The following is a 26,092-nucleotide window of genomic DNA, read 5'->3' on the forward strand; positions in this document are numbered from 1 at the left end:
CCGCAGGAGAATTTAGCGCTCACTTTGTAAGGATCAGTTTGCCCGCGCGCGTTATGCGCAAGGTATAAAGCTGTTCGCCTAACTCGATATGGGCCAATTTGCCGCCATTGGTCAATTCTTCGGCTTTGTGGGCTGGCAGCATTGAGACAGCGTAACTTTTTGAAGGGTTTGGGTTTTGCGCGTTCATGGGTGACATCTCCGGATGCATGGTTGGCGAAACGCCGAGTCCAATCTTTTCCCGATCTGGCTAACCCTGAACTGGGCTGGCTAATTGCTTATGATTTATTTCTGATAAAAACAGTAAGATATGTCAAGAGCCCGATTTGTTAAATGTGAATTGCATGGTTGCAACCAGCTTGGTCAGCAAATAGTCAATTTGAGGCTGGTTGTTACAAGGGGGTTTTCTATGTCCGCGCGGGTGGTTTTCGATCTTGATGGAACGCTGGTCGACAGCGTTGCTGACCTAACCGCCGCAGTGAATCAAATGTTGACCGACGAAGGTGTTGATCCCTTGCCGCTGGCAACGGTAAAGCGGTTTGTAGGAAATGGACTACCTAAACTGGTCGAGCGCGCTATGGTCCACCGGGGTTTACCCAGTCAAAAACATCCCGAACTCATCCGAGCTACGTTAACCCATTACAATGCGGCACCAACTCAAAGAACAACAGTTTATCCCGGTGTTACAAAAGCCCTAAGCAGATTGGGCAATATGGGCTGTGCCTTGGGTGTCTGCACCAACAAACCCGAAGCGCCGGCGCGTCACATACTTGAAGCGTTGGAACTGTTACCGCATTTTGACTCGGTGGTTGGCGGAGATACAGTGAACAAGTGCAAACCTGATCCGGAACATCTAAACGCCTGCTTCAAAGCGATGCCAAATATTGGCCCGAGTATCTTTGTGGGCGATAGTGAAGTGGACGCCGAAACCGCAAAACGGGCCGATGTGCCCTTTCTTCTTTTCACACAAGGATACCGTAAGTCCTCAATTGCGGAGCTACCACATCTGTTGGCCTTTGATCATTATGCGGACATGCCGGATTTGTTGTCACAGATCATAAAAGATGGGAAATTTAACCCGTAACTTCAATGTATAAGAGGGGCCGGCCAAGGGGGTTTAGAACCAGCCCCTCATCGGGGAAATCCAGTGAAAGTGGTTAAGCCCACCGGGATTCTTCGATATCTAAGTCATTACTACACCAAAGCGATTTTCGAAATTAGGGAATTCCCGTCGAGGTAGTTATTTGTTTGAACCCAGATATAAGGAAGTGCGGTCGAACGAACGTTATGAATCGACACATCCGGCTATTTTCCGAAAGTGCCCGTTTCACCGCGAGAGCAGTGCGAAAGTGATATTTCAATTATGTTGGTTGCAGGTTCCAACCTGATCCAACAATTGACCAAACCCCTGAATCGGCTCAAAGATTTCCAACATTTGCATCGCTTGAAACACCATCGCCTGGTTCGAACAGATCACCGGTTTTCCCAACTCTTGTTCAAGTTGGGATAGCACTTCGACGCTCCGCATGTCAGTGCACGACAAAACAACTGCATCGGCTTCGGGGTGATCAGCCCGTAGCCCTAACTCAAGTACGCGGCTTGTTCCAAGGGCGCCCTGCCCTTCATTGTCCAAGGTCTCGTCAACCTCGGAACGAGCGATGGTCCGGATTCCTGCATCGTCAAGGAAATTCACGGCCATATCATTGATTGCCTTTACATACGGCGATGCGAACCCGATACGCCGCGTACCTAGCGTTTTCAGGGCATTCACCAGTGCGCCAGCAGCTGTCACCGTTTTAGCCCCGCTGCTGGATCTGATCCGCTCCGCCAAGGCGCTGTCGAATTGCAACCCATGGGTCAAAGTCGCAGAGGTACAACCATAAATAACAACATCCGGTTTGACCCCCATCAAAAGCCGTAGTGGTTCATCCAGGTCAGCGGCTCCCAACCCGTGCATTTGTATTTCATCCGGGATTTTATCCTCGTCGTAGCCGCCCATCCGACCAAAGTGTAGCGATACTCCCTCAGGGCACATCATCGCCATGTCCGGTTCAAGATTGGAGTTTGTAAACGGAACTAAAACGCCAAAACGCGCGCGGCCTCGTGAGCTTTTCATCGGGCGTGTTCCTTTTTGCATTGAGCAAGAATGGAAATGGCCGCTTCGTTGTCCTGTTTGGCCCCAATGGTCATTCGCAACGCATGGGGCAATCCGACGCCGCCTTGTGGCCTGACAAGGATGCCATTGCGTCTCAACGCAGCTTCCGCATTTTGCGCAGATTCCGGATCGCCCATATCGATAAGGACAAAGTTTGTGAAACTCGGAAACAAGTCGAATCCAGCGTCCTTGAGTTTCGTGGTCGCCTCTTCGCGAAGTTGCGTTGTAATCTCGCAGGTTTCACGCATGTACTTTTCGTCTTGGACGGCTGCTATCGCCGCGGCCTGCGAGACGGCGCTTACATTGTTCGGATTCATGACCTTTCGCATTTCGGCTGCGACGGCAGGCGGAAACAGCCCCCACCCGACACGAAAACCGGCCATTCCATAAGCTTTAGAAAATGTACGTAAAATAACCGTATTTTCAGAATTCACCATATCGAAACATGATTCTCTCAGGTGATCGGCAAACTCGCCATAGGCTTCATCGACAACCAACAAAATGTCTGGGCGCAGGCCAGCGCGTAATCGTTCCAACTCCCCACGGGATATCCGGGTTCCCGTTGGATTACCCGGATTCGCGACAAAAACGATACCTGTGTCTGCTACGACCGAGTCAAGAATAGCTTGGACGTTTACCGTCAAGAACGACTCTCTCGCGATGTCAAAACGGGCATTTGCCATTTGCGTTGCAGATCGAAAGAATGGGTAAGCATATTCAGGCGCCAATATAGAACGGTCGGGTCCTGCAAACACGCGCGCGATGCAACCGATCAGGTCCAAGGACCCGTTGCCGCACAAAATATACTCTGCGTTGAGTTCATGATGCTGCGCCAATGCAAGCCGCAACTCCGTCCAATCAGGATCCGGGTAAAGCATTGACCTTGTAAAAACCGACGATGCTGCTTTGACCACTTTTGGGCTTGGTGGGCGCAGGCTTTCGTTCTGAGAAAGCGAGATCAACGTATGATCATCCCCAGCAGGGACTTTTACCAGAGTATATGGCGCCATGCGCGCGACGTGGGGCATAGGTTGGGTCATAGCGTATCACCATAGCTGGATTTGGCCGCATCTGCGCTGACAAGCCCAGCTTCGATATCCCAACCCAACGCGTTACGACACCTGTCTTGCGGCGCCCCATAACCCCCGCCCCCGGGAGTTTCGAAAACCAACGTTTCACCCGCCTTAACCCGCAATTCTCCTTTGCCTGGCAATTCTTCACCACTACGGCCTATCCGAACACGTCCTGCGGCACCATCCTGACCGCCATACCGCCCTTTAGCCGGGTTCAGAATGCGCTCTACCGACAAAAACACCAGAAAGTCCTGATCAGACGACGCGCTAATTTCTATGTGTTGCCCCAAACCGCCACGAAAGCGGCCTGCGCCACCGGAATCCGGCCGAAATTCACGACGATGAAATAACACTGGCGCTACCGCCTCGGTGGTTTCTATCTGGCTTCCCCAGACACCACTGGGAAATGCCGTCGCGGACAGTCCATCCAGTGTGGGTCTTGCCCCAGTACCGCCGTTAAAAACAAGCTCAAGCGCAAACTGCTTATCACCAAGGTCCTGGGCCTCGGGGACATTGCGCAACGGCAGATCATACATGCAGGACGCCCCCTCGGCAGGGACAAGTTCAGGCAACGCCTGTGACAAACATCCAAAAACAAGATCGGGCGTCATCTGACCCAGCGTATGCCGCATAGCAACAGGAGCAGGAGGCTGGGCATTCAGAATACAGCCCTTCGGGCCGGTCACTTGAAAGGGCGCAAGCGAACCTGCGTTGTTCGGGATATCCGGCCCGATGATGCAACGAAGCGCGAACACAGAATAAGCTGCAGCATAATTCAAAGGCACGTTGATACCCTTGTCTGAACACCCTGACGTACCGGAAAAATCAAGCAACAGGTGGTCCTTTGCAATCGTCAGAGAGGCATGCAATTCGATCTCGGCACCGTAACCGTCTACTTTGAGCACGTGTCTCCACGTGCCGCTTGGCAACTCCGAGATGGCTTCGATGGTACCACGGCGCGAAGTTTCGATGACGTAGTCAGACAACTCGTACAGATCCTTCAAACCAAACTCGACCATCATCTGGTGCAGCCGGGCTGCGCCAGCCTCGCAACAAGCTATCAGCGCGTATATATCTCCTTCGTTGGCAATCGGCTCGCGTGAGTTCGCCTTGACGATCTCAAGCAACAGGTTGTTTACCTTGCCCTCATCCACCAATTTGCACGGCGGAATCAGCAGACCTTCGTCATAAATGTCCGAACCTTCCGGCCCCATGCCTAAACCACCCAGATCCACCAGATGCGATGTGCAAGAAGTAAAACCCACAACCTTGTCATCGAAAAATACAGGCATCATGAGCAAGAAATCGTTCAGATGTCCCGACGCGATCCATGGATCGTTCGTCATGTAAATATCGCCGGGTTTCATATCCTGAATCGGGAACCGGGTTCGCAATGTTTTGACCGCTTCGGCCATCGTGTTTATATGCCCTGGCGTCCCGGTCACGGCCTGCGCAACCATTCGCCCGTGAAAGTCAAATATTCCGGCCGAAATATCACCACACTCTCGTACAATAGGGCTGAAGGCGGCACGGACCAACGCCTGTCCTTGTTCTTCCACAACGGCCAGCAACCGGTTCCACATCACCTGCAATCGCGTCTGCGAAGTTCTCATGTGCGTATCTCCTGGATTCCCGTTAGCCAAATGTTTCCGACTGTATCTATCTGCGCCGTAAAATCCGCGCTAACAAAGGTGGTGGTTTGTGGTTCGACAATCAGCGCGGGACCCGAGACAATGTCGTCTGGCTTGAGTGCTGATCGTTCGAAAACACCGGCTTTGCACCAAACCCCGGAAATGTCGCAAAGGATATCGCGCGTTTCCCAAGCGTCGACAGGTTGACCTTCGATCATGTTGGTATGTTTTAAAGGCGCTGGAACCGGAGCGGAAACGGTAAGCCCCCAGTTTAACACCTCTATCGTCATACCCGGTACGATGCGCTTGAATTGCCCAATATATTCTGACTCAAAGTCGCTACGCAGATTTTCTAGGTCGTCAAAGGTCAGCGTCCTGTTTGGCAACTCGACCTCAATTTCGTGACCCTGACCGTGATACCGCATAAACGCCACCCGCCGGGTTCGCAAAGTTGCGTCCGGCGCGCCCGCGCGCACGACCTCTTCTGCTTCGTCATAAAGGTCCGCGAAGAAACTGTTCAGCTTAAATAAATCAAGCGAATCTATAGTTGTGTAAAAAGATCTGACGATTTCAAAGGAAACTGGCGCAAACAAAAATCCCACTGCAGACCCAACCCCGGGGTCACGCGGTATCAAAATGCGCCTAACCTGCGATCGCCTTGCGACACGGGTCGCGTGCAACGGTCCGTTGCCACCAAACGCAATCATCAAACGAGCGCTCAGATCCTTGCCTGACTCTACTGCATGCATACGCCCAGCGCTTGCCATGTTCTCGTCTACAATCTCGCTGATCGCAAAAGCTGCGTCATCTGTTTCCATTGACAGCCTCGAACCTATATGGGCCGACACAGAGCGATCTGAGGCAGCGCGATCAACTTGCAGCCGTCCCTCAGCGAAACGATCCGGATCAATATAACCTTGAGATATATCTGCGTCGGTCACAGTTGGGTTAATGCCCCCTTTGCCAAAACCGGCCGGGCCCGGATCGGAGCCTGCGCTTTGCGGGCCGACGCAAAGCCGGTTCAGCCTGTCCAAACTGGCAATTGACCCACCACCTGCACCGATTTCTATCATTTCGATTGCAGGAATTCGGACTGGCATCCCTGAACCCTTGATAAATCGTTCGGCGCGCGATATTTCGAATTTCCTCGCTGTTTGGGGGCGGAAATCATCAATTAGACAAAGCTTGGCGGTTGTGCCCCCCATATCGAAGGACAGGACTTTTCTCGCGTCGACTTCTTCGGCAATTTGTGATGCAAGGATGGCCCCGCCCGCTGGCCCGGATTCAACCAAACGAATTGGCAGACGAGCCGCCGTTTCGACTGTTGTCATCCCTCCACCCGCAGTCATCATCAAAATTGGGCATTTCAAACCCTCAGCGGCAAAGCGTGCCTTAAAGTCAGCCAAATACTTGCCCATCAACGGCTGAATGTAGGCATTCGCAACAGTCGTGCAGAGCCGTTCGAATTCACGTGCCTCTGGGCTTACTTCATGACTTAGTGAAACCACAAGGTCCGGCACGTTTTCAGTCAACAGCGCGCGCAATCGCAACTCTTGCGCAGGGTTTGCGTAAGAGTGCATGAGGCAAATGGCTACAGCCTTGCAATTCAATCTTTGCAGATCAGCGACCAGCCTTAACACTGCACCTTCGTCAAGTTGCGTCAGTTCCTTTCCATGGGCATCCACGCGTCCTCCGATTGTCAGTGCCCGAGTACGCGGCACAAGCAAATCTGGTTTGACCAAATTGATTGCGTATTGAGAGTAACGTCGCTCGTATCCAATCTCGAGGATGTCCCTGAAGCCCTCGGTCGTAACTGTGGCTACCCTTGCCCCGCGTCGTTCAATTAGCGCGTTGGTTGCCAGCGTCGTGCCGTGGATCATACCGTTGATCTGGCTCCAATCACGACCTGCCTCTTTCAGAACCGAACGCGCACCTTCAATGGCACCCACGGCTGGCTGATCAGGTGTCGTCGGAGTTTTGGTTGTCGCCAAAATCTGCGAGGGTCCTTGAATTAGAACGGTGTCGGTGAACGTTCCACCGATATCGATTGCCAAACGCAATCCGGAATCATTGCTCATTAGAAAGACTGCTAGCTAAAACTGAAAAGCGGCTCAAAGACCGATTGCCCAACGGGTGTCTAAGCCGCCAGGTTAAGTAACAAGGTCGGATCCGGTATCCCGGCGCATCATTGGATGTTGAATAAAGATCATAACGGCCATGATCCTGTTACTTTTTCCGTAACAAGCATTGCACGAGATATGGTTGGATCGTCAACAAAATCCTTCACGCCACGGCGCAATCCGCGATTCGCGTGGAAAATCCGATGCTCCATCAACTTCTAACCCGCTGGACAGCACATGCAGGCAGAATTACCGTAATACAATCAGTCCAACAGGAGGTTTGCGCCCATGTCCAAGATGCTTTCGCTTACCGCGGCTTCGTTCGCATTGTTTTCCACGACCGCATTTGCAGACGGTCATTGCGCGGCGGGTAAAACGCTTACCGACGGCAAATTCACCATAGCAACAGGAAACCCCGCCTACTTCCCCTGGGTTCTGGACGATGCGCCCGAAAGTGGCGAAGGGTTCGAGGCAGCTGTAGCTTATGCCGTAGCCGAAGAAATGGGGTTTGCTGCGGAGGATGTCGTTTGGGTCAGGTCTTCTTTCGACGAGGCAATTCAACCGGGCGCTAAAGAGTTTGATGTGAACATGCAACAATACTCAATCACGCCGGAACGGGATCAAGTCGTCGATTTTTCATCTCCTTATTACACGGCGCCAATGGCCGTGCTGGTTGGTTCCAATGCGACGGACACGGAACCCACGCTGGAGGCCCTGAAAGGATTGCAATGGGGGGCAGTCGGTTCGACGACGGCGGTGCCAAAACTGGCCGCAGTCATCGAACCAGACAATGAGCCGCTGCTTTACGGCGATAACGCTGACGTCAATGCGGCCATGACGGCCAATCAGATAGACGCGGCACTGTTTGACTTGCCGACTGCGTTGTTTCTCAGCGCCGTCATGATCGAAGGCTCCAAAGTCATCGGTCAGTTCCCTGCTGACGAAGGCGACAACCCTGATCATTTCGGGATGCTGATGGAGGAAGGTAATCCGCTGAAGGCCTGTGTTGACGAAGCTATCGCCGCCATCGCCTCAAACGGAAAATTGGCAGAGATCGAGGCAAAATGGCTGCAGGACACCACTGGTGTTCCCCTAATCAAATAAGATGGCAAGATCAAAGGCGGCGGGGATAACTCGCCGTGAACTCTACGAAGCGCAGCAACGACGGCGTTCTATTTTGGTTGCTGCGACAAGCACCATAATCGTCGTCGTTGCCTTAGTCGTTCTGGTTCCGATGGCACCAGGATGGGGAAAGGTACAGCAGAGCTTTTTTAACGGCGAAGTGCTGGCAAAAACTTTTCCCAAACTGCTGGAAGCGTTTCGTATTAATGTAATGATCTTTGCGTGGTCGGCTCCTGCGATTGCTGTACTTGGTTTGTTGATAGCTTTAGCCCGCGACGCGAAATCCCCCGCACTTTTTCCTTTGCGTATATTTGGCGCTGCATTTACGGACATCTTCCGCGGTGTGCCAGTCATTTTGACTGTATATCTCATCGGCTTCGGCATACCGGGCCTTGGCCTGCCAAGGCCGTGGAATTCACCTTACATCTGGGGTTCGTTGGCTCTGATACTCACTTATTCAGCCTACGTGGCAGAGATTTTCAGATCCGGCATTGACAGCGTTCACCACAGTCAGCGCGCAGCTGCTCTGTCGCTGGGCCTTTCCGAGAGGCAGGTTATGCGGGATGTGGTTCTACCGCAGGCCATCCGCAATGTCGTTCCTTCGCAAATGAACATGCTTATCGCATTGCAAAAAGACGTGTCATTGCTTAGTTTCATTGGCCCCGTGGAAATTTTCCGTCAGGCCGGCGTGTTCAAGTCTTTGCTCGCAAACTTCACTCCTTATGTAGGTGCCGCCATCATTTTCCTAATCGTAACGATCCCCGCTACGCGTTACGCCGATCATTTAATGGCACGCCAGATGCGAGAGAGACGCTGATGGCAAAACTTGAGCTACGGGGCGTCGTGAAACGGTTTGGCGACGATACAGTTTGCGATGGGATTGATCTGGATGTGGAAGAGGGACAAATGGTTTGTCTCATCGGTGCATCCGGGGCTGGAAAGTCCACGCTTCTGCGCTGTATAAACCTGTTGGAACCTATCGAAGACGGCGCCATTTTCCTGGATGGCAAAGACATTTCCGTTCCAGGGCTTGACCCTCAGTCGGTACGAGCAAGGATCGGAATTGTTTTTCAGAGTTTCAATCTGTTCCCTCACATGACGGCGATTGAAAATGTTATGCTCGCGCCGCGTCGGGTGCATGGAAAATCACGCGCTGAATTGTTACCCGAAGCCGAGGCGCTTTTTGCCAGATTTGGCCTTGCCGACCGGATGCATAACTACCCGGATCAATTGTCAGGTGGACAACAACAAAGAGTGGCCATTGTTCGGGCCCTGGCCATGCAACCTGAAGTGATGTTGTTTGACGAAATCACCTCGGCCTTGGATCCGCAACTGGTTGGTGAAGTTCTTGACGTGTTGCTAATGCTGAAAAAGCAGGGAATGACAATGGTGATGGCCACCCATGAAATGGGATTTGCCCGCGAAGCGGCGGACAAAGTGTGTTTCTTGCAAAACGGGCGTATTGTTGAAGAGGGCCCGCCAGAAGTGCTATTTGAAGCGCCTCAACAGGAAGCTACCCGCACTTTTCTTGCCCGTGCATTGAAGTGACTACCATTGGCTGAGCCGCTTTAATCTTGCTACTGGGCCGGGGAAAAGCTCTCCGTAAAATCCAGAACAGATATCTTGTGTTCAAACCGCTGTTCAATCGCCGTTCATTTATTCTGTTTTATATGCGGGCAGTTTGGACAACGCTGATTTTAGAGCGTCACCCCACCCGTCCGAAATGGTTCGGAAATATGCGTCATCTGCCTCGAACCTAGTTCGCTTGCCAGCAGCAAAACTGTCTTCGTCGTAGAAGGACAGATCAAGCGGTGCGCCAACGGACAAGTTGGCTTTGATGGTTGAATCAAAACTAACCAGTAATAACTTTACGGTTTCGGCAAAGCTCATTTCCGGATCGAAAGCCCGGACCAAAATCGGTCGACCGTACTTGGTCTCCCCGATTTGGAAAAACGGAGTATCTTCACTTGCTTCTATAAAGTTTCCTTCGGGATAGATCAGAAACAACCGCGATGGTCCGCCTTTGATCTGACCGCCCAAAATCATGGTGGCGTGGAACGCGCTATCGGCCTGCTGGCCCGCGCAGCCGTGCTGTTCAATAACGTCTTTGAGTGTGTCTGCAACCAACTTAGCGACCTGAAACATTGTTTCCGCCTCAAGAATTGACGGCGAACGATCAGCAGGCGCCTTTGTCCTTTCTTCCAGTAGACTTACAGTTGCCTGCGTTGTGGCCAGATTGCCGGCCGTCAACAAAGTAATGAATCGCTCGCCCTCGATCGTCCAGTTGAACATCTTGTTAAAGGTGGAAATGTTATCGACACCAGCATTGGTGCGCGTGTCAGACATGAAAACCAACCCGCGGTTCAGCCGCATCCCCACAGCATAGGTCATTCTTTGTCTCCGTTACTGCTGTGCGACTTGCAGCTGTACCGTCAACTGCTCACCCGCTGCCCCAATTCTACTTCCTATTATCGGTGCAGCCTGTGAGTAGTCTAGCCCCGTTGCAACACGAACATATCTGTTGTCGGGAGATATCCCGTTGGAGACGTCAAATCCAACCCAACCTAGTCCTTCAATATGCACTTCCGCCCAAGCATGGGTCGCATCTTGTAGCTCGGTTTCATTCATCATCAGATAGCCTGACACGTAGCGCGCAGGCAAACCGAGTTGGCGTGCCCCGCTAACAAAAATATGCGCGTGGTCCTGACAAACTCCGCTGCCCTCTTCGATTGCGTCCTCAGCGCTCCAGTCCGGATGTGAACTTCCGACCTTGTATTCAACACGATCCCTGATGGCATCTGACAGTGCATGAAGCTGCTGGACAAGTTCGCCATGCGGTAGCGATCTGACCATTTCAGCGACACCTTTGCCCGGTTTTGTCTGGCGTGTGCTGCGTTTGAAAAGCCAAAGCGGTGTTGACCCTTCGTGAGGCCCAAGAATACCGTGCGTATCTTCAACCTCGACTACACCTTCCGAAATCAAAGACACACTCTTTGTGTTTGGTTCAAAACAAACCAGCTCGACAGTATTTCGATGATAGTCCTCGAAAGTCAGTTCCTTGCGCCCGCCCTTGACGCGGGTATCCCAACTTTGGATAGTTTGATTGCGGAAAGACTTAGGGGTTTTTCTAAGTTGCTGCAGACCAAACGGAACTGGCGCATCAAAGTCATATCTGGTTTCGTGTTTGATATGCAGTTTCATGCTCTACTCATAAAAGCGATAGTCGATTTCAACTTGGCGACTTAACATCGAAAGGTCGTTCAAAAATTCTTGTATGAACTCATGAAGCCCGAACTCAAAAATTTCGGAGATATCCTTGTCCATATACTTTTGGAAAAGCGCATCGGAGCCTTCGCAGGACGGACCAGAAAATCCGTAGTCCTTTTTTAGATAAAAAAGGTTTTCCTGAATTTTGCGGCAACAGAAATGAAGACTGCGTGGCATTCGCTGATCGAGGATCAGAAAAGCGGCTATGTCCGAAGGCGTCGTCTTTTGGCCATGCGTCATCCGGTATCCACCCCCTGCACCGACTGATCGCAGGATGCTTTCCCACTGGATGTTATCCAAAGAGGATCCGACTGAAAATGCTGTGGGCAAAAGGACATAATACTTGACGTCCAGGATGCGCCCTGTGTTGTCGGCGCGTTCCACGAACGTACCCAACCTTGTAAAGTCAAAGATGTCATTGCGCAGCATTGTACCAAGATTCGCTCCTCGGACCAAAGCTGCCTGATGACGAACCAGTTCCAAGACACCGGGCAAATCCCGCTCGTTTACACGGCGTTTCATGACCGCGTCGATCTTCATCCAAGTGGCATTGACCGCGCTCCAAACGTCGTGCGTTAAGGCAGTTCGCACAAGGCGCGCGTTGTCCCTTGCCTGTTTGATGACGGACCGAACCGACGAAGGGTTTTCAGCGTCCCGCAAAACCCAATCAACAGCATTGTCTTTGGTTACCTCGTCATACTTTGAATGATAGCTGTCCAGAACACCCGCGGTTTTCAGAACCGACGCCCACTCTTCGATCGAGTTTTGGGCTCGGGTCAAAGCCATACGTTGCCCGGTTTCAAGTAATCTGGCGGTGTTTTCAGCTCTTTCCAGATAGCGGGACATCCAGAACAACCCGCCTGCGGTTTTTCCCAGCATGGCTTAGTCCTCCAGAACCCAGGTATCTTTGGTGCCGCCACCCTGGGAGGAGTTCACGACCAAAGAACCTTTCTTCAGAGCCACCCTCGTCAACCCACCAGGTGTAATTTTGATGCCTTCGGGTGAAACAAGAACAAACGGGCGTAGATCAACATGTCTGGGTGCCAAACCTGATCTGGCAAAGATTGGGACGGTCGACAACGACAACGTTGGCTGTGCTATGTAGTTGGACGGCCGCGCCCTGAGCTTGTCGCGGAAAGTCGCAATCTCTTTCTTGCTGGCAGTGGGGCCAATCAACATACCATAACCACCAGAACCATGTACTTCCTTGACCACCAGATCTGACAAATTGTCCAAGACATAAGCAAGCGAGTCAGGTTCGCTGCATCTCCACGTTGGAACGTTCTTCAAAACTGGCTTTTCGCCTGTATAAAACTCCACGATTTCAGGCATGTAGGAATAGATCGCCTTATCATCAGAAATTCCGGTTCCCGGCGCATTTGCTATTGTTATTCCCCCAGCGCGATAAACGTCCAAAATACCAGGTACACCCAGAGCACTTTCTGGGTTAAAATTCAAAGGATCAAGAAACTCATCATCTACCCGACGATACAGAACATCTATTGGACGATACCCTCGCGTGGTGCGCATGCAAACGCGCCCTTTAACGACGCGCAGGTCGTGCCCCTCAACCAATTCCACTGCCATCTGGTCTGCAAGAAACGCATGCTCGAAATATGCAGAATTGTAGATACCCGGTGTAAGAACTGCTACAGTCGGCTCCCCTTCGGCGCAATCTGGTGCGCAAGCCGCAAGGGACCGTCGCAAGTTTAGCGGATAATCTGAGACGTTCCGGACATTCGTCGCGCTGAACAACTCGGGGAACATCTTGAGCATCGTTTCCCGGTTTTCGAGCATGTAACTTACGCCAGACGGGGTTCTGGCATTGTCCTCCAATACGAAAAATTCGTCGGGTCCCGTGCGGACCAGATCAATCCCTACAATATGCGTGTATATTTGCCCGGGCGGTGAAACACCCAGCATTTGCGGCAGAAATGCCTCGTTTTCAGCTATCATTGCAGCGGGAACTCGCCCTGCCCGAACAATTTCCTGACGATGGTAGATATCATAAAGAAACGCATTGATGGCTCGAACACGCTGTTCAATACCACGTTCCAACCGCTGCCATTCGCGACCGGAAATTACCCTGGGAACGATATCGAAAGGAATTAAACGCTCTTCAGCTTCTGACTTGCCGTATACGTTAAACGTAATGCCCGTCAGTCTGAAAACCTCTTCCGCTTCGCGTTGTTTTGCCCGCAACCGCGAAACATCTTCGGCATCAAACCAACGGCCTATCTCTTCATATGGTCCGCGGAGTGATCCGTCACTGTTGTACATCTCATCAAAATATTCACTCATTCGAGAAGTTTGACGAACACAACGCAGTTTTCAAGTAAAACGGACTGAAAAACAGAATTGCTTTCTCAGTTGCGTCTATTTTTGAGGCTGTCGGCCAAGGCGTAAAGCGAAGAAAAATCGAGCTGAACTGCAACGCTGTGTATAGTCCTAAAAAACGGCTGGAGGATACGAATGAACTATTGGAAATTACTGGTTCAAATAGTTTGTGCGCTTGCTCTTGTCGCATGTGCCCCAAAAGTTCGCACTTACGAAAAGACAGTGACAAGCTCTGTTCCCACAAATTCGAACAGCGCTTTAAGTCAAGCCGCCAACAGACTTGGGGACCCAAAGGACGGGCGATCCGGAGTAAAGCTGATTAATGATGGAGAACAAGCACTGGTCTCAAGACTTTTGTTGGCCGCCGCTGCAGAACGATCGATCGATGCGCAATACTACCTTTTGCACAATGACCCAACGGGGCACCTTTTTGCGGCCAGCCTTTTGCAGGCGGCTGACCGTGGTGTTCGCATTCGGCTGTTGCTGGATGATATGGATACCTCCAGCTATGACGCTATGACAGCTGCTCTGGACTATCACAAGAATATCGAGATCAGGCTGTTCAACCCCTTTTGGCGGGATCAGAGCCTTCTTGTCGCCGGGCTGACGGACTTCAAACGCATAAACCGCAGGATGCACAACAAGTCGATGACTGCCGACAATGTATTCACCATCGTGGGTGGGCGAAACATAGGTGCCGAGTATTTCCTGGCCCAGGAAGAAATGAACTATGCTGATCTCGATGTATTGGCAGCCGGGCCCGTGGTTGAAGAGGTCTCTAAAAGTTTTGACGCCTATTGGAATAGCGAGTTCGCCGTACCCGCGCGTGTGGTTGTTGGAGAGCCTGAAACATTTGGTCTTAGCGAAGCCCGTGAAAGGCTCCATGCCCTTGTAGAAGAGGCAAAGCAAACCCAATACGGAGAAGCTCTGAGAAAATCCGCAAGGGAAAACTTCGCAGATGGAGCGTTGTCTTTGGATTGGGTTCCAGCGAGGTTATATGCGGACCCGCCTTCCAAGGCTGCGGGCGTTGACAACTCTGACCCAATTCTCGCGTCTCAACTGCTCCCGTATTTTGAAGATGCGCGGGATGAGGTGAATATAGTCTCCGCATATTTCGTGCCCCGCAACAACGGCGTCAGATGGATGACCGAACTGGAAAACCGTGGGGTCGACGTAACGGTCGTAACCAATTCGTTGCGCTCTAACGATGTCGCGCCAGTCTATGCCCATTACGCCAAGAAACGCCGGGCACTGCTGCGCGGTGGGGTGGATTTATATGAATTGAGACCCGATGCTTATCAGGTTCAACGGCGCGGAATTAATTGGGCGCAATCACGCTCGGGTTTGCATTCCAAGGCCTTCGCGATTGATGACCGTTATCTATTCGTAGGATCGTTCAACTGGGACCCACGCTCGGTAAATATCAACACTGAAATGGGCATCCTGATAGACTCGCCTTCATTGACCGCTCAAACCATGGGTGCGCTGAACGAAGTACTGCCTGCTTACACATATCGGGTGACTTTGGAGAATGCCGGTCAGCTTAAGTGGCAAACTCGCGATGAAGACGGCACAATCTTGGAATACGACTCCGAACCGACAGGCTCGGCCTGGGATCACATCGTTTCCGGTTTCCTCGCTATTTTGCCCATCGGATCGCAGCTTTGATCTAGTGCGAAAAGAGAGTTGGACCTTTGTCCACAGCCGCACGTGTGACATTCGGAATTTTGGAAAGGACAATGATTTTGAAGTATTTCAGACTTTATGCCGACGTATCTGGCGAAAGCCGAGAAATACGTGTGGGCGACGTATGGCACATGGAAGACAAAGGTGGGCACGGTCACCATACCAAAGTTACAAGCGAAAGTGACTTTGAGGCCGCCATCATCCAGTGCGAATGACAATTGAAACCCAGTGCAATCTCGATCGGTGTTTTTGTGTAAATAGCCTCTAAATTCTCTCGCTATTTTGCTGTCGTTACTAGCAAGCGATTTCCGGGTATACTGTCCTCGGAATATGCGACCGAACACGATGAAGCCTGACTGAAGTTCTTGAAACAACAGGCGCGGGGGAAACGGATATGGAACAACGACTTTCGGCGATACTGGCAGCCGACATGGTTGGTTACTCGCGCTTGATGGAAGCGGACGAATTGGGTGTCTTGTCCCGACAAAAAAAGTATCGCCGCGAATTGATCGACCCAGAGATATCTCGAAGCCGTGGGAATATCGTCAAGACGACCGGAGACGGTATGCTGGCCACATTTGAATCGGTTCAAGATGCCGTTCAATGCGCGGTTAAAATTCAGCAATCCATGAACCTTAACGAGACAGATCTTGACGACGATCAAAGAATCCGTTTTCGCGTTGGTATCAATTTAGGCGATGTAATTTTCGACGAGGGCGATATTTTTGGCGACGGTGTTAACGTTGCAGCGCGCCTGGAAGGATTGGCTGAACCGGGTGGCGTTTGCGTTTCTGATGTCGTGCACCAGGCTGTTCAAGACAGAGTAGACGCCGCATTCCGCGATATGGGTGGGCAAAGGGTAAAGAATATAAGCCGCCCAATTCGAGTTTGGCATTGGTCCCCGCAAGCAAAACCATTGCGAAAGGCTCCGGATGTATCTCTTCAGCAAAGAGTAAAGTTCTGCAAATCGAGCGACGGCGTGAATCTTGCGTGGGCCTCCACCGGACAGGGCACAGCCGTTTTGAAAGCACCAAACTGGTTGAATCATATTGAATATGAGTGGACTAGTCCGGTTTGGGGGGATTTCCTTTCAGAAATGTCCAAACTTTGCAGGCTGGTTCGATTTGATCAGCGGGGCAATGGTCTTTCAGACTGGGATGTCGACGACATTTCAGAGGACCGAATGATCGACGACATGCTTGCAGTTGCCGACGCCGCAGGTCTTGAACGTTTCGGACTGCTGGGTATCAGCCAAGGTTCGGCCTTTTCCGTCAGATTTGCAGCAAGATTTCCCGAGCGTGTTAAGTTTCTTATTTTGCTGGGCGGTTATGTCCGCGGCCGAATGATGCGCGGCGATGTCGAAGCTGAACAATTCTACAACGCTTCCCGGGCGATGGTATCAGCTGGTTGGGGTTCCCCCAACCCAGTTTATCGCCATTTTTTTACCTCGAGCTATATGCCGGATGCCACGCCGGAAGAGGGTGCCAGTTTTGACGAAATGCAAAGAATCTCTGCAAGTCCGGAAACCGCCCTGCGGATCATGGAAATGAACGCTTACACCGATGCACGCGTGGACGCCCGAAGCCTGAAGGTTCCGACGCTGGTGCTACATGCAAAGGGCGATATGGCAGCACCCATCAGCGAAGGGCGTGAAACCGCGCGGGAAATACCAACCGCCGAGTTTGTTGAGCTACCCGGAGCTAACCACTGCATGATACGCGGGCATTCCGGGTTCGATGAGTTTTTTCATGAGATTGGCCCATTCCTAAAAGACCACTCTGATTAAGCAACAACGTTGCCATTCAGACAAAACAAGGCATTTCTATATTTAGACATTGAACCAGCGGTTATCAGAAAACCGGGACGTGATCAGCGGCCGCACTTTTTAAGGAGAAAACAATGTCATACTTTCCCAGAAGACACTTCTTGAAAATGGCGCTTACCGGTTCGACCGCGATGGTTCTTGCCAATCGCGCAATAGCGCAGGCTACTTCACTTTCGGATGTTGGGGCCGCGATCATCGGCATCGATACGGCTACGATTTTTGTCGCTCGAGAAATTGTCACACTCGATCCTGAACAACCAACTGCGCAGGCCGTTGCGATCGTCAATGATCGTGTTCTTGCCTCAGGTACTCTTGAAGAAGTGCAGGTCTTAATTGGAGATCGGCCGCATGACCTTGACAGAACCTTCGAGGATCATGTCATCGTTCCCGGTTTCATTGCACAGCATGATCACCCCATCTTGGCAGGCTTAACCATGTCATCGTTGATCCTCTCTATTGAAGATTGGGATCTTCCCGACGGGAATACGACCGCCCTAGAAGACAAAGATGATTTTATGACCCGGCTGGCGAAGGCGGAATCTGAACTAAGCGATCCTTCTGAGCCATTACTCACATGGGGGTACCACGCGGCGTTCTACGGTCCGCTCACACGCTCTGACCTCGATAGCATTAGCGGTGAGCGGCCGATTTTTGCTTGGGCCAGGTCTTGTCACGAGTTCGTTCTGAATTCTGCGGCATTGTCCAAGGCTGGTTTGACGAAGGAGCTGGTTGAATCCTGGTCGGAAAGCGAACAGTCGCAATCCAACTTTGAAGACGGCCATTTCTGGGAACAAGGATTGTTTGCAGTCCTTCCGAACATCGCACCTATGATCGCAAACCCGGACAAGTTTCGTTCAGGCTTGCTGACGATGCGTGACTATATGCACGCAAAGGGCGTCACATTCGGAAATGAACCCGGCGGTATATTGGCGAAACCTATTCAAGACGCGGTCAATGCTGTGATGTCCGCCCCGTCGATGCCGTTTAGATGGACGTTTATCCCTGATGGCAAAAGCTTGGTGGCAACCTACGAAAACGACGCTGACGTGATCCAACAAACCAAGGCGCTGGTTGATTGGTATGGTGGCATGACAAGCATGGTTTCAGACAGCGTCAAACTGTTTTCTGACGGAGCAATATACTCTCTCGCGATCCAGCTTCGGGATCCTCCCATCGGCGATTATCACGGAGAGTGGATGATGGACAAAGATGCCTTTGAGCGTGCTTTTCGAGTCTATTGGGACGCAGGTTATCAAATACATGTGCACGTCAACGGAGACGCCGGTCTCGACCGAGTTCTGAACACATTGGAAGACAACCTGTTGCGCAACCCGCGATTTGATCATCGTACAGTGATTGTGCACTTCGCAGTAAGCGCACCGGATCAGGTCGATCGGATTAGAAGACTTGGCGCCATCGTCAGTGCAAACCCTTACTACGTCACAGCACTGTCGGACCGCTATGGTGAAACAGGTCTGGGATCCGACCGCGCCGATCAGATGGTTCGGCTGGGGGATTTGGATAGGGCAGGAGTATCATGGTCCTTACACTCAGACATGCCTATGGCACCGGGCGATCCGCTGTTCTTGATGTGGTGTGCGGTAAACCGGGTCACCAGCTCGGGCCGGGTCGCAGGCGGGAACCAAAAGGTTTCAGCGGAAGAGGCGTTGCGTGGGGTGACAATAAATGCCGCTTATTCGCACCATCTGGAAGATGAGCTTGGCAGTATCGAACCGGGAAAGCTGGCTAACTTCACCATTCTGGAGGAAAATCCGTTGGCCGTGGATCCAATGGCAATAAAAGCTATTGTGGTTTGGGGCACAGTTATGGAAGGGCGTGTACAGAAAGTTGGTGAAGTTTCCGTCGACGAAGCACGCTTGAACAACGGTGTAATTCCCAGCGAATCGGAGTTTGCGAAACAAGCGCTAAACCACGCCCTTTCCGTGGTTCATAATCATCTTTGATGTGAAGCAGTGTTTTCGCCAGAATTGAGACTTTCAGTGGGTGGTGCTGTTTGGACGCCCCGGATAACTCAACGGACTAGACCCGCGATGGTCAAGTCAACCTCGGAAGCTAGGCGTTTTCTAAGCTGCCACAAAATCCAGAGCATTTTTGAACTCATCGGCGATATCCAAACTAGGCAAAAGCCTGAGTCTACACCGAAACGCCCAATCTAAGCTGCTTTTCACTCACTTCCGATTTTGTCCCCTGGAGAATTGGGCTTCCACGCTCTAAGACAAGAAAGCTGTCGCCTAGCGCGTACGCGAAGTCAAAATATTGCTCGACCAGAACGATTGCCATTTCCCCACGGTCGCGAAGCAGGCGGATAACCTCACCGATCTGCTTGATAATATTTGGCTGTATCCCTTCGGTCGGCTCGTCCAGCAATAAAAGCTTGGGCTTGGTAATAAGTGCTCGTGCAATTGCTAGTTGCTGTTGTTGTCCGCCAGATAAATCGCCGCCTCGACGCGCTAGAAAATCCTTTAGGATCGGAAATAGCTCGAAAACAAAATCCGGGAGTCGACGATCGCTGCGCGGCAAACACGCAAACCCGGTTTCCAGATTTTCTTGTACCGTCAGAAATGGAAATATCTCGCGCCCCTGAGGAACATAGGCCACGCCTTTCTTTGCAAGGTCATAGGCGGTCGTCTTTTCTACGGGTTCACCGTCAAGAGAATAGGTGCCGCCACTTCGCGGGTGCGTTCCAGATACGGCTTTCAGCAAGCTGGTTTTACCAACGCCATTGGTGCCCATGACACAGGTCACTTGCCCTCGGCGCGCAACTAAGTCTACGCCATTTAGGATTTGGCTACCCCCATAGTGAAGAGACAGATCCGAAACATTCAACAAATCAGCGCCCAAGGTACACCTCAATAACTTTTTCGTTGCGGGTTACATGATCCAGTGAACCTTCGGCCAGAACCGAACCCTCATGGAGCACGGTGACTTTACAATTTAGCCTGCGCACGAACTCCATGTCATGTTCAACGACTACGACCGCTCGGGATTTCGCCGCCTCGACCAAAATTTCAGTCGTGTGCTCCCTTTCCGCTGGTGTCATTCCCGCAGCTGGTTCATCCACCAAAAGCAGCCTAGGGTCTTGCGCAAGCAACATCCCGATTTCCAACCACTGCTTTTGCCCATGGCTCAGCTCGCCTGCCTTACGGCTCATTACCTTTGCCAAACCGATTTCATCGGCCAGTTTAGCAACTTGTTCGTGATCTCTTCGGCTCGGATGAAACCGCAGAACGGCAAGCGGCCCGCGATTGTTCTTGAGCGCCAGCATCAAGTTTTCCTGAACGCTCTGATCTTCAAAAACAGTTGGGCGTTGAAACTTGCGCCCAACACCGGCCCGGGCGATCTGACTTTCGCTCATCGACAATAAAGAGACGGGTTTGTCACCCCAATAAACATGCCCCTCATCCGGCTTTGTTTTGCCGGTTATGATGTCCATGAAAGTTGTCTTTCCAGCACCGTTAGGGCCAATAACGGCGCGCATTTCCGTCGAGCCAATCTGGAACGTGAGATTGTTGATGGCCTTAAAACCATCAAATGAAACGGAAACACCCGACACTTCAAGAAGGTTGCTCATTCCAACGCCTCCTTTTCCCGCAAAGCACCTGCGTCCGGACCCAAATCGGCCCCATGGCGTTCCGGCGACCGGTGTTCAGTGAATCTGTCTATCAACCCACCTATGCCCTTTGGCGCAAAAAGTGTGACTGCGACAAACGATAAGCCCAGAAGGATAGTCCACCAATCGACCCATTGGATCGTGAAGAAACCAAGGGAAACATCCGGCGCCTGGCCGCCTGTGAACCACGTCGAAAGAAGCGAGACGAATGCAGCCCCGATCACGGCGCCGTAAAGCCGCCCGCGCCCGCCTATAGCAACCCAGACAGCGAGGTATATAGATGCGATCGGCGCGACCTCGGCCGGATTAATAATCCCGGCCTGTGGGTAATACAGCGCCCCGGCAATGCCACAAATCACGGCAGTGAACGAAAAAACAAACAGCTTGTACGCTTCGACTGAATACCCAAGAAAACGCACACGGCTTTCGTCGTCTCTGATCGCGCGCATGACTGAACCGAACTTACCCGACACGACCCATGCACAAAGCAGATATCCAAGGCCAAGAGCAAGCGCAGAAGCCCAAAAGAACAGAATTGAGATTTTCGATTGGGGAACCGCCTCCAGCCCTGGTAAATTCTGTAAACCGGAAAGACCGTTATTGCCCCGCAATCCGCTGTCGTTCTGGAACAAGTACAGGGACAGCGCCAAAGTCATCGCTTGGGTCAAAATAGACAGGTACACGCCAGTCACTCGACTGCGGAAAGCCAGCCAGCCAAATACCAGCGCCAAAAGCCCGGGTACGATCACGATTGCTGCCATCTGCAAGGGTAGTGAGTGCGCAAGGGCCCAAACGGGCGGAAACTCGGACGCACCAACTACACCAAATATTTGGGTGGCTATACCATCTGAAATCTCCTGCGGCGTCGGAGGTAACGCCGCTGCTGAAAGACTTTCGCGCACAATAACTTCGGTGCGCGCATACATCAGCCACATTCCGATCGCATAGCCGCCGATGCCGAAAAACGCCATATGACCAAGAGAAAGGATACCCGTGTATCCCCAAACAAGATCCATTGCTAATGCAGCTAGACACAGGCAAAGGGTTTTGCCCAGGGTTTTTATGAAACTAGTCGAAACGACACCAATGCCAAATCCTTCACCAAGAACTGTCACGCAAATCGTGAATAAGGAAAGGATCGCCAAAAAAATCGCAACCGAGGGATATCGCATCACGAATGGTTTTCGGGTTGGGGCGCCAGCGGAGGTGATGTCTACCATGTTACACCTCCGCCGCCCGACCCTTGAGCGCGATGATACCGCGAGGTCGGAACTGTATGAACAGTATTATGAACAGGATCATGTATGTCTGAGCCGCCAAAGTGTTCGAAGGATTCAACCACTCGATCCCCTTCTGCAATGTGCCAACCATAGTCGCGCCTAATAGTGTGCCCCAAATGTTGCCTACCCCGCCTACGACCACAGTCATGAAGCTTTGCACAATGTAGTCCGACCCCATTTCCGAGGTGACTTTTGCGTAAAGTCCGATTGCCACCCCAGCGATACCTGCGATCCCGGATCCAAACCCAAAGGTAAGCATGTTGATTTTGTCAGGGTTGATACCCATCGAAGCTGCCATCCTTGGGTTTTGTGTGACCGCGCGAACTTCCAGCCCCATACGGGTGCGGTTCATCACAAACAGGAACAACGCCAGAAAGATTAGAGCCAGCACGAAAATCGCAATCCGGATATAACTGATTGAAACAATGTCATTGATGACAAATGACCCATCCAGCCACGCGGGCGCAGTAAGCGGACGGGCCTGAGTTCCAAAGATGTTTTTTGCCAATTGCTGCAGCGCTATCGATACACCAAATGTTGCCAACAAGGTTTCTAACGGGCGATGATACAGCCAGCGGATTACCAGCCGTTCCATTGCAACTCCCGCTGAAAACGTCACCAGGAATGCACAGGGAATGGCCACAAGAATAGATATCGTAAAATCCGGTATGAATAGCTGAACGACATAGCCAGTGTAAGCACCCATCATTATGAATTCGCCATGGGCCATGTTGATAACTCCCATGACGCCAAAGGTGATAGCCAGGCCGATTGCGGCAAGAAAGTAAATCGATCCGAGTGAAAGAGCGTCAAGGATCAGGTCGGCCGTTCTATTCAGGGCCACTTGTGTTTCGATATTGTCCAATGCCGCTTGCGCGGCCAACGCCACGGGAAGACTTGCACCCACATAGGTTCTAAAGAATTGGTGCTTTTCTATCTCGGCTGCCCTCTGCGCATTTGTCACCAAAGGATCGGCGAGCCCTTGCTGGGCCAGTAGCTTATAAGCGGTTTCCCTTGCTGCAACGTCATCCAAAGAGGCGACCTGAATACCTGCAACAGCAGTGCCTTCAATATTTGCAATCAGCGTTTCCTTGACAGCTTGTGGGCTGACTGTTGCAGGGGCCAGTTCGTTTTCCACCAGAAAAGAATAAGCTTGTGATTCTGTCAGTTCATCCGAACCAACTTCAACAGGAATGCTGCCTTCGGGAACAACTTCCCCAACTTGTATTTCAGTCGCGATTAAAGGGTTTAGCGCTGCGCGGACTTCGACACTTAGGTCGCCATCAAAACCTTCGATCGCTGAAATTCGCGCTGCTTCTTCCTCGTCGAAACGGATCGTCAACAAACGTTCCAGCCGCGTTTTACGCAGTCTTATTGCTGGATCTTCTTCGCCTTCCAATGACCCGCGCAATGCGATCAAGTGGCTTGGTTGAGCATCACGTTCAATCGCGGTCAAAGCAGTTTGCCGGTTTTCCGGGATTGGGTCATTCAACTGAAACTGAACCAAGGCCGCGGCGATCATACTGCGAATGCCGGAGTTCGGCTTTAGCTGCTTGAAAGTTTTCTTGTCTGCTATCCCAGTTTCTGAATTGTCAGAGACATCAAAGGTCTGCAGCCCACCGTTTGCCTTAACCGCAAAAACAAACAGACCACTCTCTTTGTTGACCCACATTTCTTTCGCTTGCCAACGTTCAAGAACCACCTGAGCTTCGGGAAGTCCGCTTTGGGCCAATGCATCAATTGCGGGGCCGATCGTTTTGCGCGAAGACTTCACGATCGCCTCGGAGTGGGACTGAAGAATAAGCTGAACCGGGGCGTCTGCGGATTGGGCCGACACCAGGGTCGGAGCCATCAAAATGATTAGCAGAAGCAAAGCCCGCTGGATCATAAACAGCATGGAAAGTGCCCTCAGAGTGGTGCCCCAAGGCGCAATGCAAACGCCTTGAGGAATAGGTTTCAGATCTTAGTAGTTGGACTTGATCTGCACGCAGCTCTCAGTTTCTGTGTTGTACATTCCGCAGCCCAATTCTTTCCAATCGGACTTTAGAACGGCGGATTCCGGCAGGTAATCGGTCCACGCGTCGCCAGGCACCTCTTCGGTCTGGCTAATGATATCGAACTGGCCGTCTTCCTGAATTTCACCGATCAACACCGGTTTGGCCAAGTGATGGTTCGGCAGCATTACGGCAGTACCTCCGGTAAGGTTCGGAAATTCCTGACCATACATCGCCTCGCGCACGGCATCGACCTCGGTCGTTCCGGCCTCGGTTGCCGCGTTCACCCACATGTTGAATCCAATGAAATGGGCCTCCATCGGGTCATTTGTCACGCGGTCCTCACCCATACGCGCTTTCCAAGCTTCGACCCACGCTTCATTTGCTTCGCTGTCCGCCGACTGAAAGTAGTTCCACGCCGCCAAGTGACCGACTAGGTTTGTTGTATCAAGTCCTGCCAGTTCTTCTTCGCCAACCGAGAATGCAACGACAGGAATGTCGTCAGCCGAGATACCTGCGGCCGCAAGCTCCTTATAAAAGCCGACGTTTGCATCGCCGTTAATTGTCGAAATAACACCAACTTTCTTTCCGTCTGCGCCCAGCGCAACCACATCAGCCACAATCTTGGACCAGTCAGAATGTCCGAACGGAGTGTAGTTCACAAAGATATCTTCAGCGGCAATACCTTTTTGCTGAAGATAACTTTCAAGAATGTTGTTTGTGGTTCGCGGGTACACGTAGTCGGTACCCAAAAGCGCAAATTTTTCAACTTCGAGCTCTTCTAAAAAGTAATCAGTCGCCGGAATGGCCTGCTGGTTCGGTGCCGCGCCGGTATAAAAGACGTTCTTCGAGCTTTCTTCACCTTCATATTGAACCGGATAGAAAAGAAGGCCGTTCAATTCTTCGATGACTGGCAACACAGATTTGCGCGAAACGGAAGTCCAGTTGCCAAAGATTACGTCCACTTCGTGAACAGTAAGCAATTCACGTGCCTTTTCAGCGAACAGTGGCCAATCCGAAGCTGGATCGACAACAACCGCTTCCAATTCGCATTCCAAAAGCCCACCCGCTTCGTTTTGCTGTTCAACCAGCATCTCCATCGTGTCTTTCAGCGTTGTTTCCGAGATCGCCATCGTACCCGACAATGAATGCAGAACGCCGACCTTGATCGGACAATCCGCCAAAGCTGGCAAAGCAGAGGCCAACAGAACGGCAGCGGTGGTTTTAAGAGTATTGTGCATCAGCATTTCCTTGTTTGCGATGCGCAGCAGGGTTGCTCGGAACGCGAAAACACCCCATATACCCCCTACGCATATTTGCGGAGTGCGAGGGTGTCATCAGGTTCCTAGGCCGGGCACCTTCGCACAATTCCAAAGCCGAATTTCGGCGCAACTCTGTCGTATTCACTTACGCGACTACGAGTAAGCCACGTAAGCGAGGATTTCCGGAAGTTTCAGGTGATCGCTTAATTTTACAGCATTGCCGCAACGCAGGCCTAATAATGCGGCATCGCAGCAACGGTTTGGTTCAGGTTCCACCAAGCAGCAACAAATTGCACTGATACAAGAGACGAGCCGCAGTTCTCCGCGCCGCTGTCGACGTTGCCGCATCCGAACCAAAGGTCCCAGTTTGTAAAAGAGCCGAATGCGCATGTTTCGCATTCACGCGTTGGCTCAAAACGTGTTGCGCATTATCGGACTCGATTGTTGCATTCAGCAGGGAAACAAATCCCTTTCTTTTCATTTCATACTGTTTTGCGTTGGGATCATCCAAAAGCCAGGCGTGCTCAATTTCCGCTGAATACCTGCCAGCGCAGCTTGCAAAGGATTTCACCAGCTCATCGTCAGCATAAAGATTTGCAGCTGACACGCAGAGGAACACCGACGACGCAATCAAAGTTTTCAAAACGCCCATGAATTCAGCATTGCGCCTGAAAATCTGATCGTCAAGAAGGCATTTGTGAAACCGCATGGC

23 protein-coding genes are annotated in these 26,092 nt (G+C 51.7%); 8 read left to right on the top strand and 15 right to left on the bottom strand.

Features of this window, described 5'->3' with window-relative positions; translation table 11 throughout:
• Positions 1–19: 19 nt before the first annotated feature.
• On the bottom strand, positions 20–187 hold the full coding sequence (hemP, locus tag AC2FNE_RS09320) for a hemin uptake protein HemP (RefSeq protein ID WP_170477159.1): 168 nt from the start codon (positions 185–187) through the stop codon (positions 20–22).
• 219 nt (positions 188–406) lie between these two features.
• Here hemP and gph point away from each other — a divergent pair, with 219 nt between their 5' ends.
• Positions 407–1,081: a phosphoglycolate phosphatase gene (gene gph, locus AC2FNE_RS09325; RefSeq protein WP_496805232.1), complete on the top strand. Its 675-nt coding sequence runs from the start codon at positions 407–409 to the stop codon at positions 1,079–1,081.
• Between the two features lie 273 nt (positions 1,082–1,354).
• Here the strand turns inward: gph and AC2FNE_RS09330 are convergent, their stop codons facing one another.
• The 4 genes from AC2FNE_RS09330 to AC2FNE_RS09345 are packed head-to-tail and all read right to left on the bottom strand — an operon-like array spanning position 1,355 to position 6,934.
• Positions 1,355–2,113, bottom strand: a complete 759-nt coding sequence (locus AC2FNE_RS09330; protein ID WP_496805233.1) for a maleate cis-trans isomerase family protein — start codon at positions 2,111–2,113, stop codon at positions 1,355–1,357.
• Complete coding sequence (locus AC2FNE_RS09335; protein WP_217362349.1) at positions 2,110–3,192, bottom strand: pyridoxal phosphate-dependent aminotransferase; 1,083 nt, start codon at positions 3,190–3,192, stop codon at positions 2,110–2,112. Before AC2FNE_RS09335 ends, AC2FNE_RS09330 begins: the two co-directional genes overlap by 4 nt.
• A complete protein-coding gene (locus AC2FNE_RS09340) occupies positions 3,189–4,838 on the bottom strand; it encodes a hydantoinase B/oxoprolinase family protein (RefSeq protein ID WP_170603477.1) in 1,650 nt (549 codons plus the stop codon). Before AC2FNE_RS09340 ends, AC2FNE_RS09335 begins: the two co-directional genes overlap by 4 nt.
• Positions 4,835–6,934 (bottom strand): hydantoinase/oxoprolinase family protein, encoded by a 2,100-nt coding sequence (locus AC2FNE_RS09345; protein ID WP_170603475.1) that lies wholly within the window; start codon positions 6,932–6,934, stop codon positions 4,835–4,837. Before AC2FNE_RS09345 ends, AC2FNE_RS09340 begins: the two co-directional genes overlap by 4 nt.
• Positions 6,935–7,264: 330 nt before the next feature.
• Here AC2FNE_RS09345 and AC2FNE_RS09350 point away from each other — a divergent pair, with 330 nt between their 5' ends.
• From AC2FNE_RS09350 to AC2FNE_RS09360, 3 genes are read left to right on the top strand one after another with little or no spacing between them, the layout of a single operon-like run.
• A complete protein-coding gene (locus tag AC2FNE_RS09350; protein ID WP_170477147.1) occupies positions 7,265–8,080 on the top strand; it encodes an ABC transporter substrate-binding protein in 816 nt (271 codons plus the stop codon).
• A 1-nt stretch (position 8,081) separates the two neighbouring features.
• Positions 8,082–8,915: an amino acid ABC transporter permease gene (locus AC2FNE_RS09355; RefSeq protein WP_170477146.1), complete on the top strand. Its 834-nt coding sequence runs from the start codon at positions 8,082–8,084 to the stop codon at positions 8,913–8,915.
• A complete protein-coding gene (locus AC2FNE_RS09360) occupies positions 8,915–9,646 on the top strand; it encodes an amino acid ABC transporter ATP-binding protein (RefSeq protein WP_170603473.1) in 732 nt (243 codons plus the stop codon). The genes AC2FNE_RS09355 and AC2FNE_RS09360 overlap by 1 nt, the downstream gene beginning before the upstream one ends.
• Before the next feature lie 108 nt (positions 9,647–9,754).
• Here AC2FNE_RS09360 and AC2FNE_RS09365 read toward each other — a convergent pair whose 3' ends face one another.
• The 4 genes from AC2FNE_RS09365 to AC2FNE_RS09380 are packed head-to-tail and all read right to left on the bottom strand — an operon-like array spanning position 9,755 to position 13,666.
• Positions 9,755–10,489, bottom strand: a complete 735-nt coding sequence (locus tag AC2FNE_RS09365) for a proteasome-type protease (protein WP_496805234.1) — start codon at positions 10,487–10,489, stop codon at positions 9,755–9,757.
• Positions 10,490–10,501: 12 nt separating this feature from the next.
• A complete protein-coding gene (locus AC2FNE_RS09370; RefSeq protein ID WP_496805235.1) occupies positions 10,502–11,299 on the bottom strand; it encodes a transglutaminase family protein in 798 nt (265 codons plus the stop codon).
• Between the two features lie 3 nt (positions 11,300–11,302).
• The gene (locus AC2FNE_RS09375) at positions 11,303–12,244 is read right to left on the bottom strand and encodes an alpha-E domain-containing protein (protein ID WP_170477142.1); all 942 of its coding nucleotides are present in this window, start codon (positions 12,242–12,244) and stop codon (positions 11,303–11,305) included.
• A gap of 3 nt (positions 12,245–12,247) precedes the next feature.
• Positions 12,248–13,666, bottom strand: a complete 1,419-nt coding sequence (locus AC2FNE_RS09380; protein WP_170603469.1) for a circularly permuted type 2 ATP-grasp protein — start codon at positions 13,664–13,666, stop codon at positions 12,248–12,250.
• A 171-nt stretch (positions 13,667–13,837) separates the two neighbouring features.
• Here AC2FNE_RS09380 and AC2FNE_RS09385 point away from each other — a divergent pair, with 171 nt between their 5' ends.
• The 4 genes from AC2FNE_RS09385 to AC2FNE_RS09400 all read left to right on the top strand — a co-directional run bounded on the left by AC2FNE_RS09385 (position 13,838) and on the right by AC2FNE_RS09400 (position 19,177).
• Entirely contained in the window at positions 13,838–15,370 is a 1,533-nt protein-coding gene (locus tag AC2FNE_RS09385; RefSeq protein ID WP_170603467.1) for a phospholipase D family protein, read from the top strand.
• Positions 15,371–15,441: 71 nt separating this feature from the next.
• On the top strand, positions 15,442–15,603 hold the full coding sequence (locus AC2FNE_RS09390) for a hypothetical protein (protein WP_496805236.1): 162 nt from the start codon (positions 15,442–15,444) through the stop codon (positions 15,601–15,603).
• A gap of 179 nt (positions 15,604–15,782) precedes the next feature.
• Positions 15,783–17,174 (top strand): alpha/beta fold hydrolase, encoded by a 1,392-nt coding sequence (locus AC2FNE_RS09395; RefSeq protein ID WP_170603462.1) that lies wholly within the window; start codon positions 15,783–15,785, stop codon positions 17,172–17,174.
• Between the two features lie 113 nt (positions 17,175–17,287).
• Entirely contained in the window at positions 17,288–19,177 is a 1,890-nt protein-coding gene (locus AC2FNE_RS09400) for an amidohydrolase (RefSeq protein WP_496805237.1), read from the top strand.
• Between the two features lie 190 nt (positions 19,178–19,367).
• On the opposite strand, the gene urtE is transcribed toward AC2FNE_RS09400, so the two are convergent.
• The 6 genes from urtE to AC2FNE_RS09430 all read right to left on the bottom strand — a co-directional run bounded on the left by urtE (position 19,368) and on the right by AC2FNE_RS09430 (position 26,089).
• Positions 19,368–20,063: an urea ABC transporter ATP-binding subunit UrtE gene (gene urtE / locus AC2FNE_RS09405; protein ID WP_170603711.1), complete on the bottom strand. Its 696-nt coding sequence runs from the start codon at positions 20,061–20,063 to the stop codon at positions 19,368–19,370.
• Between the two features lies 1 nt (position 20,064).
• The gene (gene urtD, locus AC2FNE_RS09410) at positions 20,065–20,805 is read right to left on the bottom strand and encodes an urea ABC transporter ATP-binding protein UrtD (RefSeq protein ID WP_496805238.1); all 741 of its coding nucleotides are present in this window, start codon (positions 20,803–20,805) and stop codon (positions 20,065–20,067) included.
• On the bottom strand, positions 20,802–22,064 hold the full coding sequence (gene urtC / locus AC2FNE_RS09415; protein WP_170603456.1) for an urea ABC transporter permease subunit UrtC: 1,263 nt from the start codon (positions 22,062–22,064) through the stop codon (positions 20,802–20,804). Before urtC ends, urtD begins: the two co-directional genes overlap by 4 nt.
• Before the next feature lies 1 nt (position 22,065).
• A complete protein-coding gene (gene urtB / locus AC2FNE_RS09420) occupies positions 22,066–24,021 on the bottom strand; it encodes an urea ABC transporter permease subunit UrtB (RefSeq protein ID WP_496805239.1) in 1,956 nt (651 codons plus the stop codon).
• 66 nt (positions 24,022–24,087) lie between these two features.
• Entirely contained in the window at positions 24,088–25,359 is a 1,272-nt protein-coding gene (gene urtA / locus AC2FNE_RS09425) for an urea ABC transporter substrate-binding protein (RefSeq protein ID WP_170477123.1), read from the bottom strand.
• A 286-nt stretch (positions 25,360–25,645) separates the two neighbouring features.
• Positions 25,646–26,089, bottom strand: a complete 444-nt coding sequence (locus AC2FNE_RS09430; RefSeq protein WP_496805240.1) for a hypothetical protein — start codon at positions 26,087–26,089, stop codon at positions 25,646–25,648.
• Positions 26,090–26,092 lie beyond the last annotated feature (3 nt).

Source organism: Ruegeria sp. YKSD179 (genome assembly GCF_059612885.1).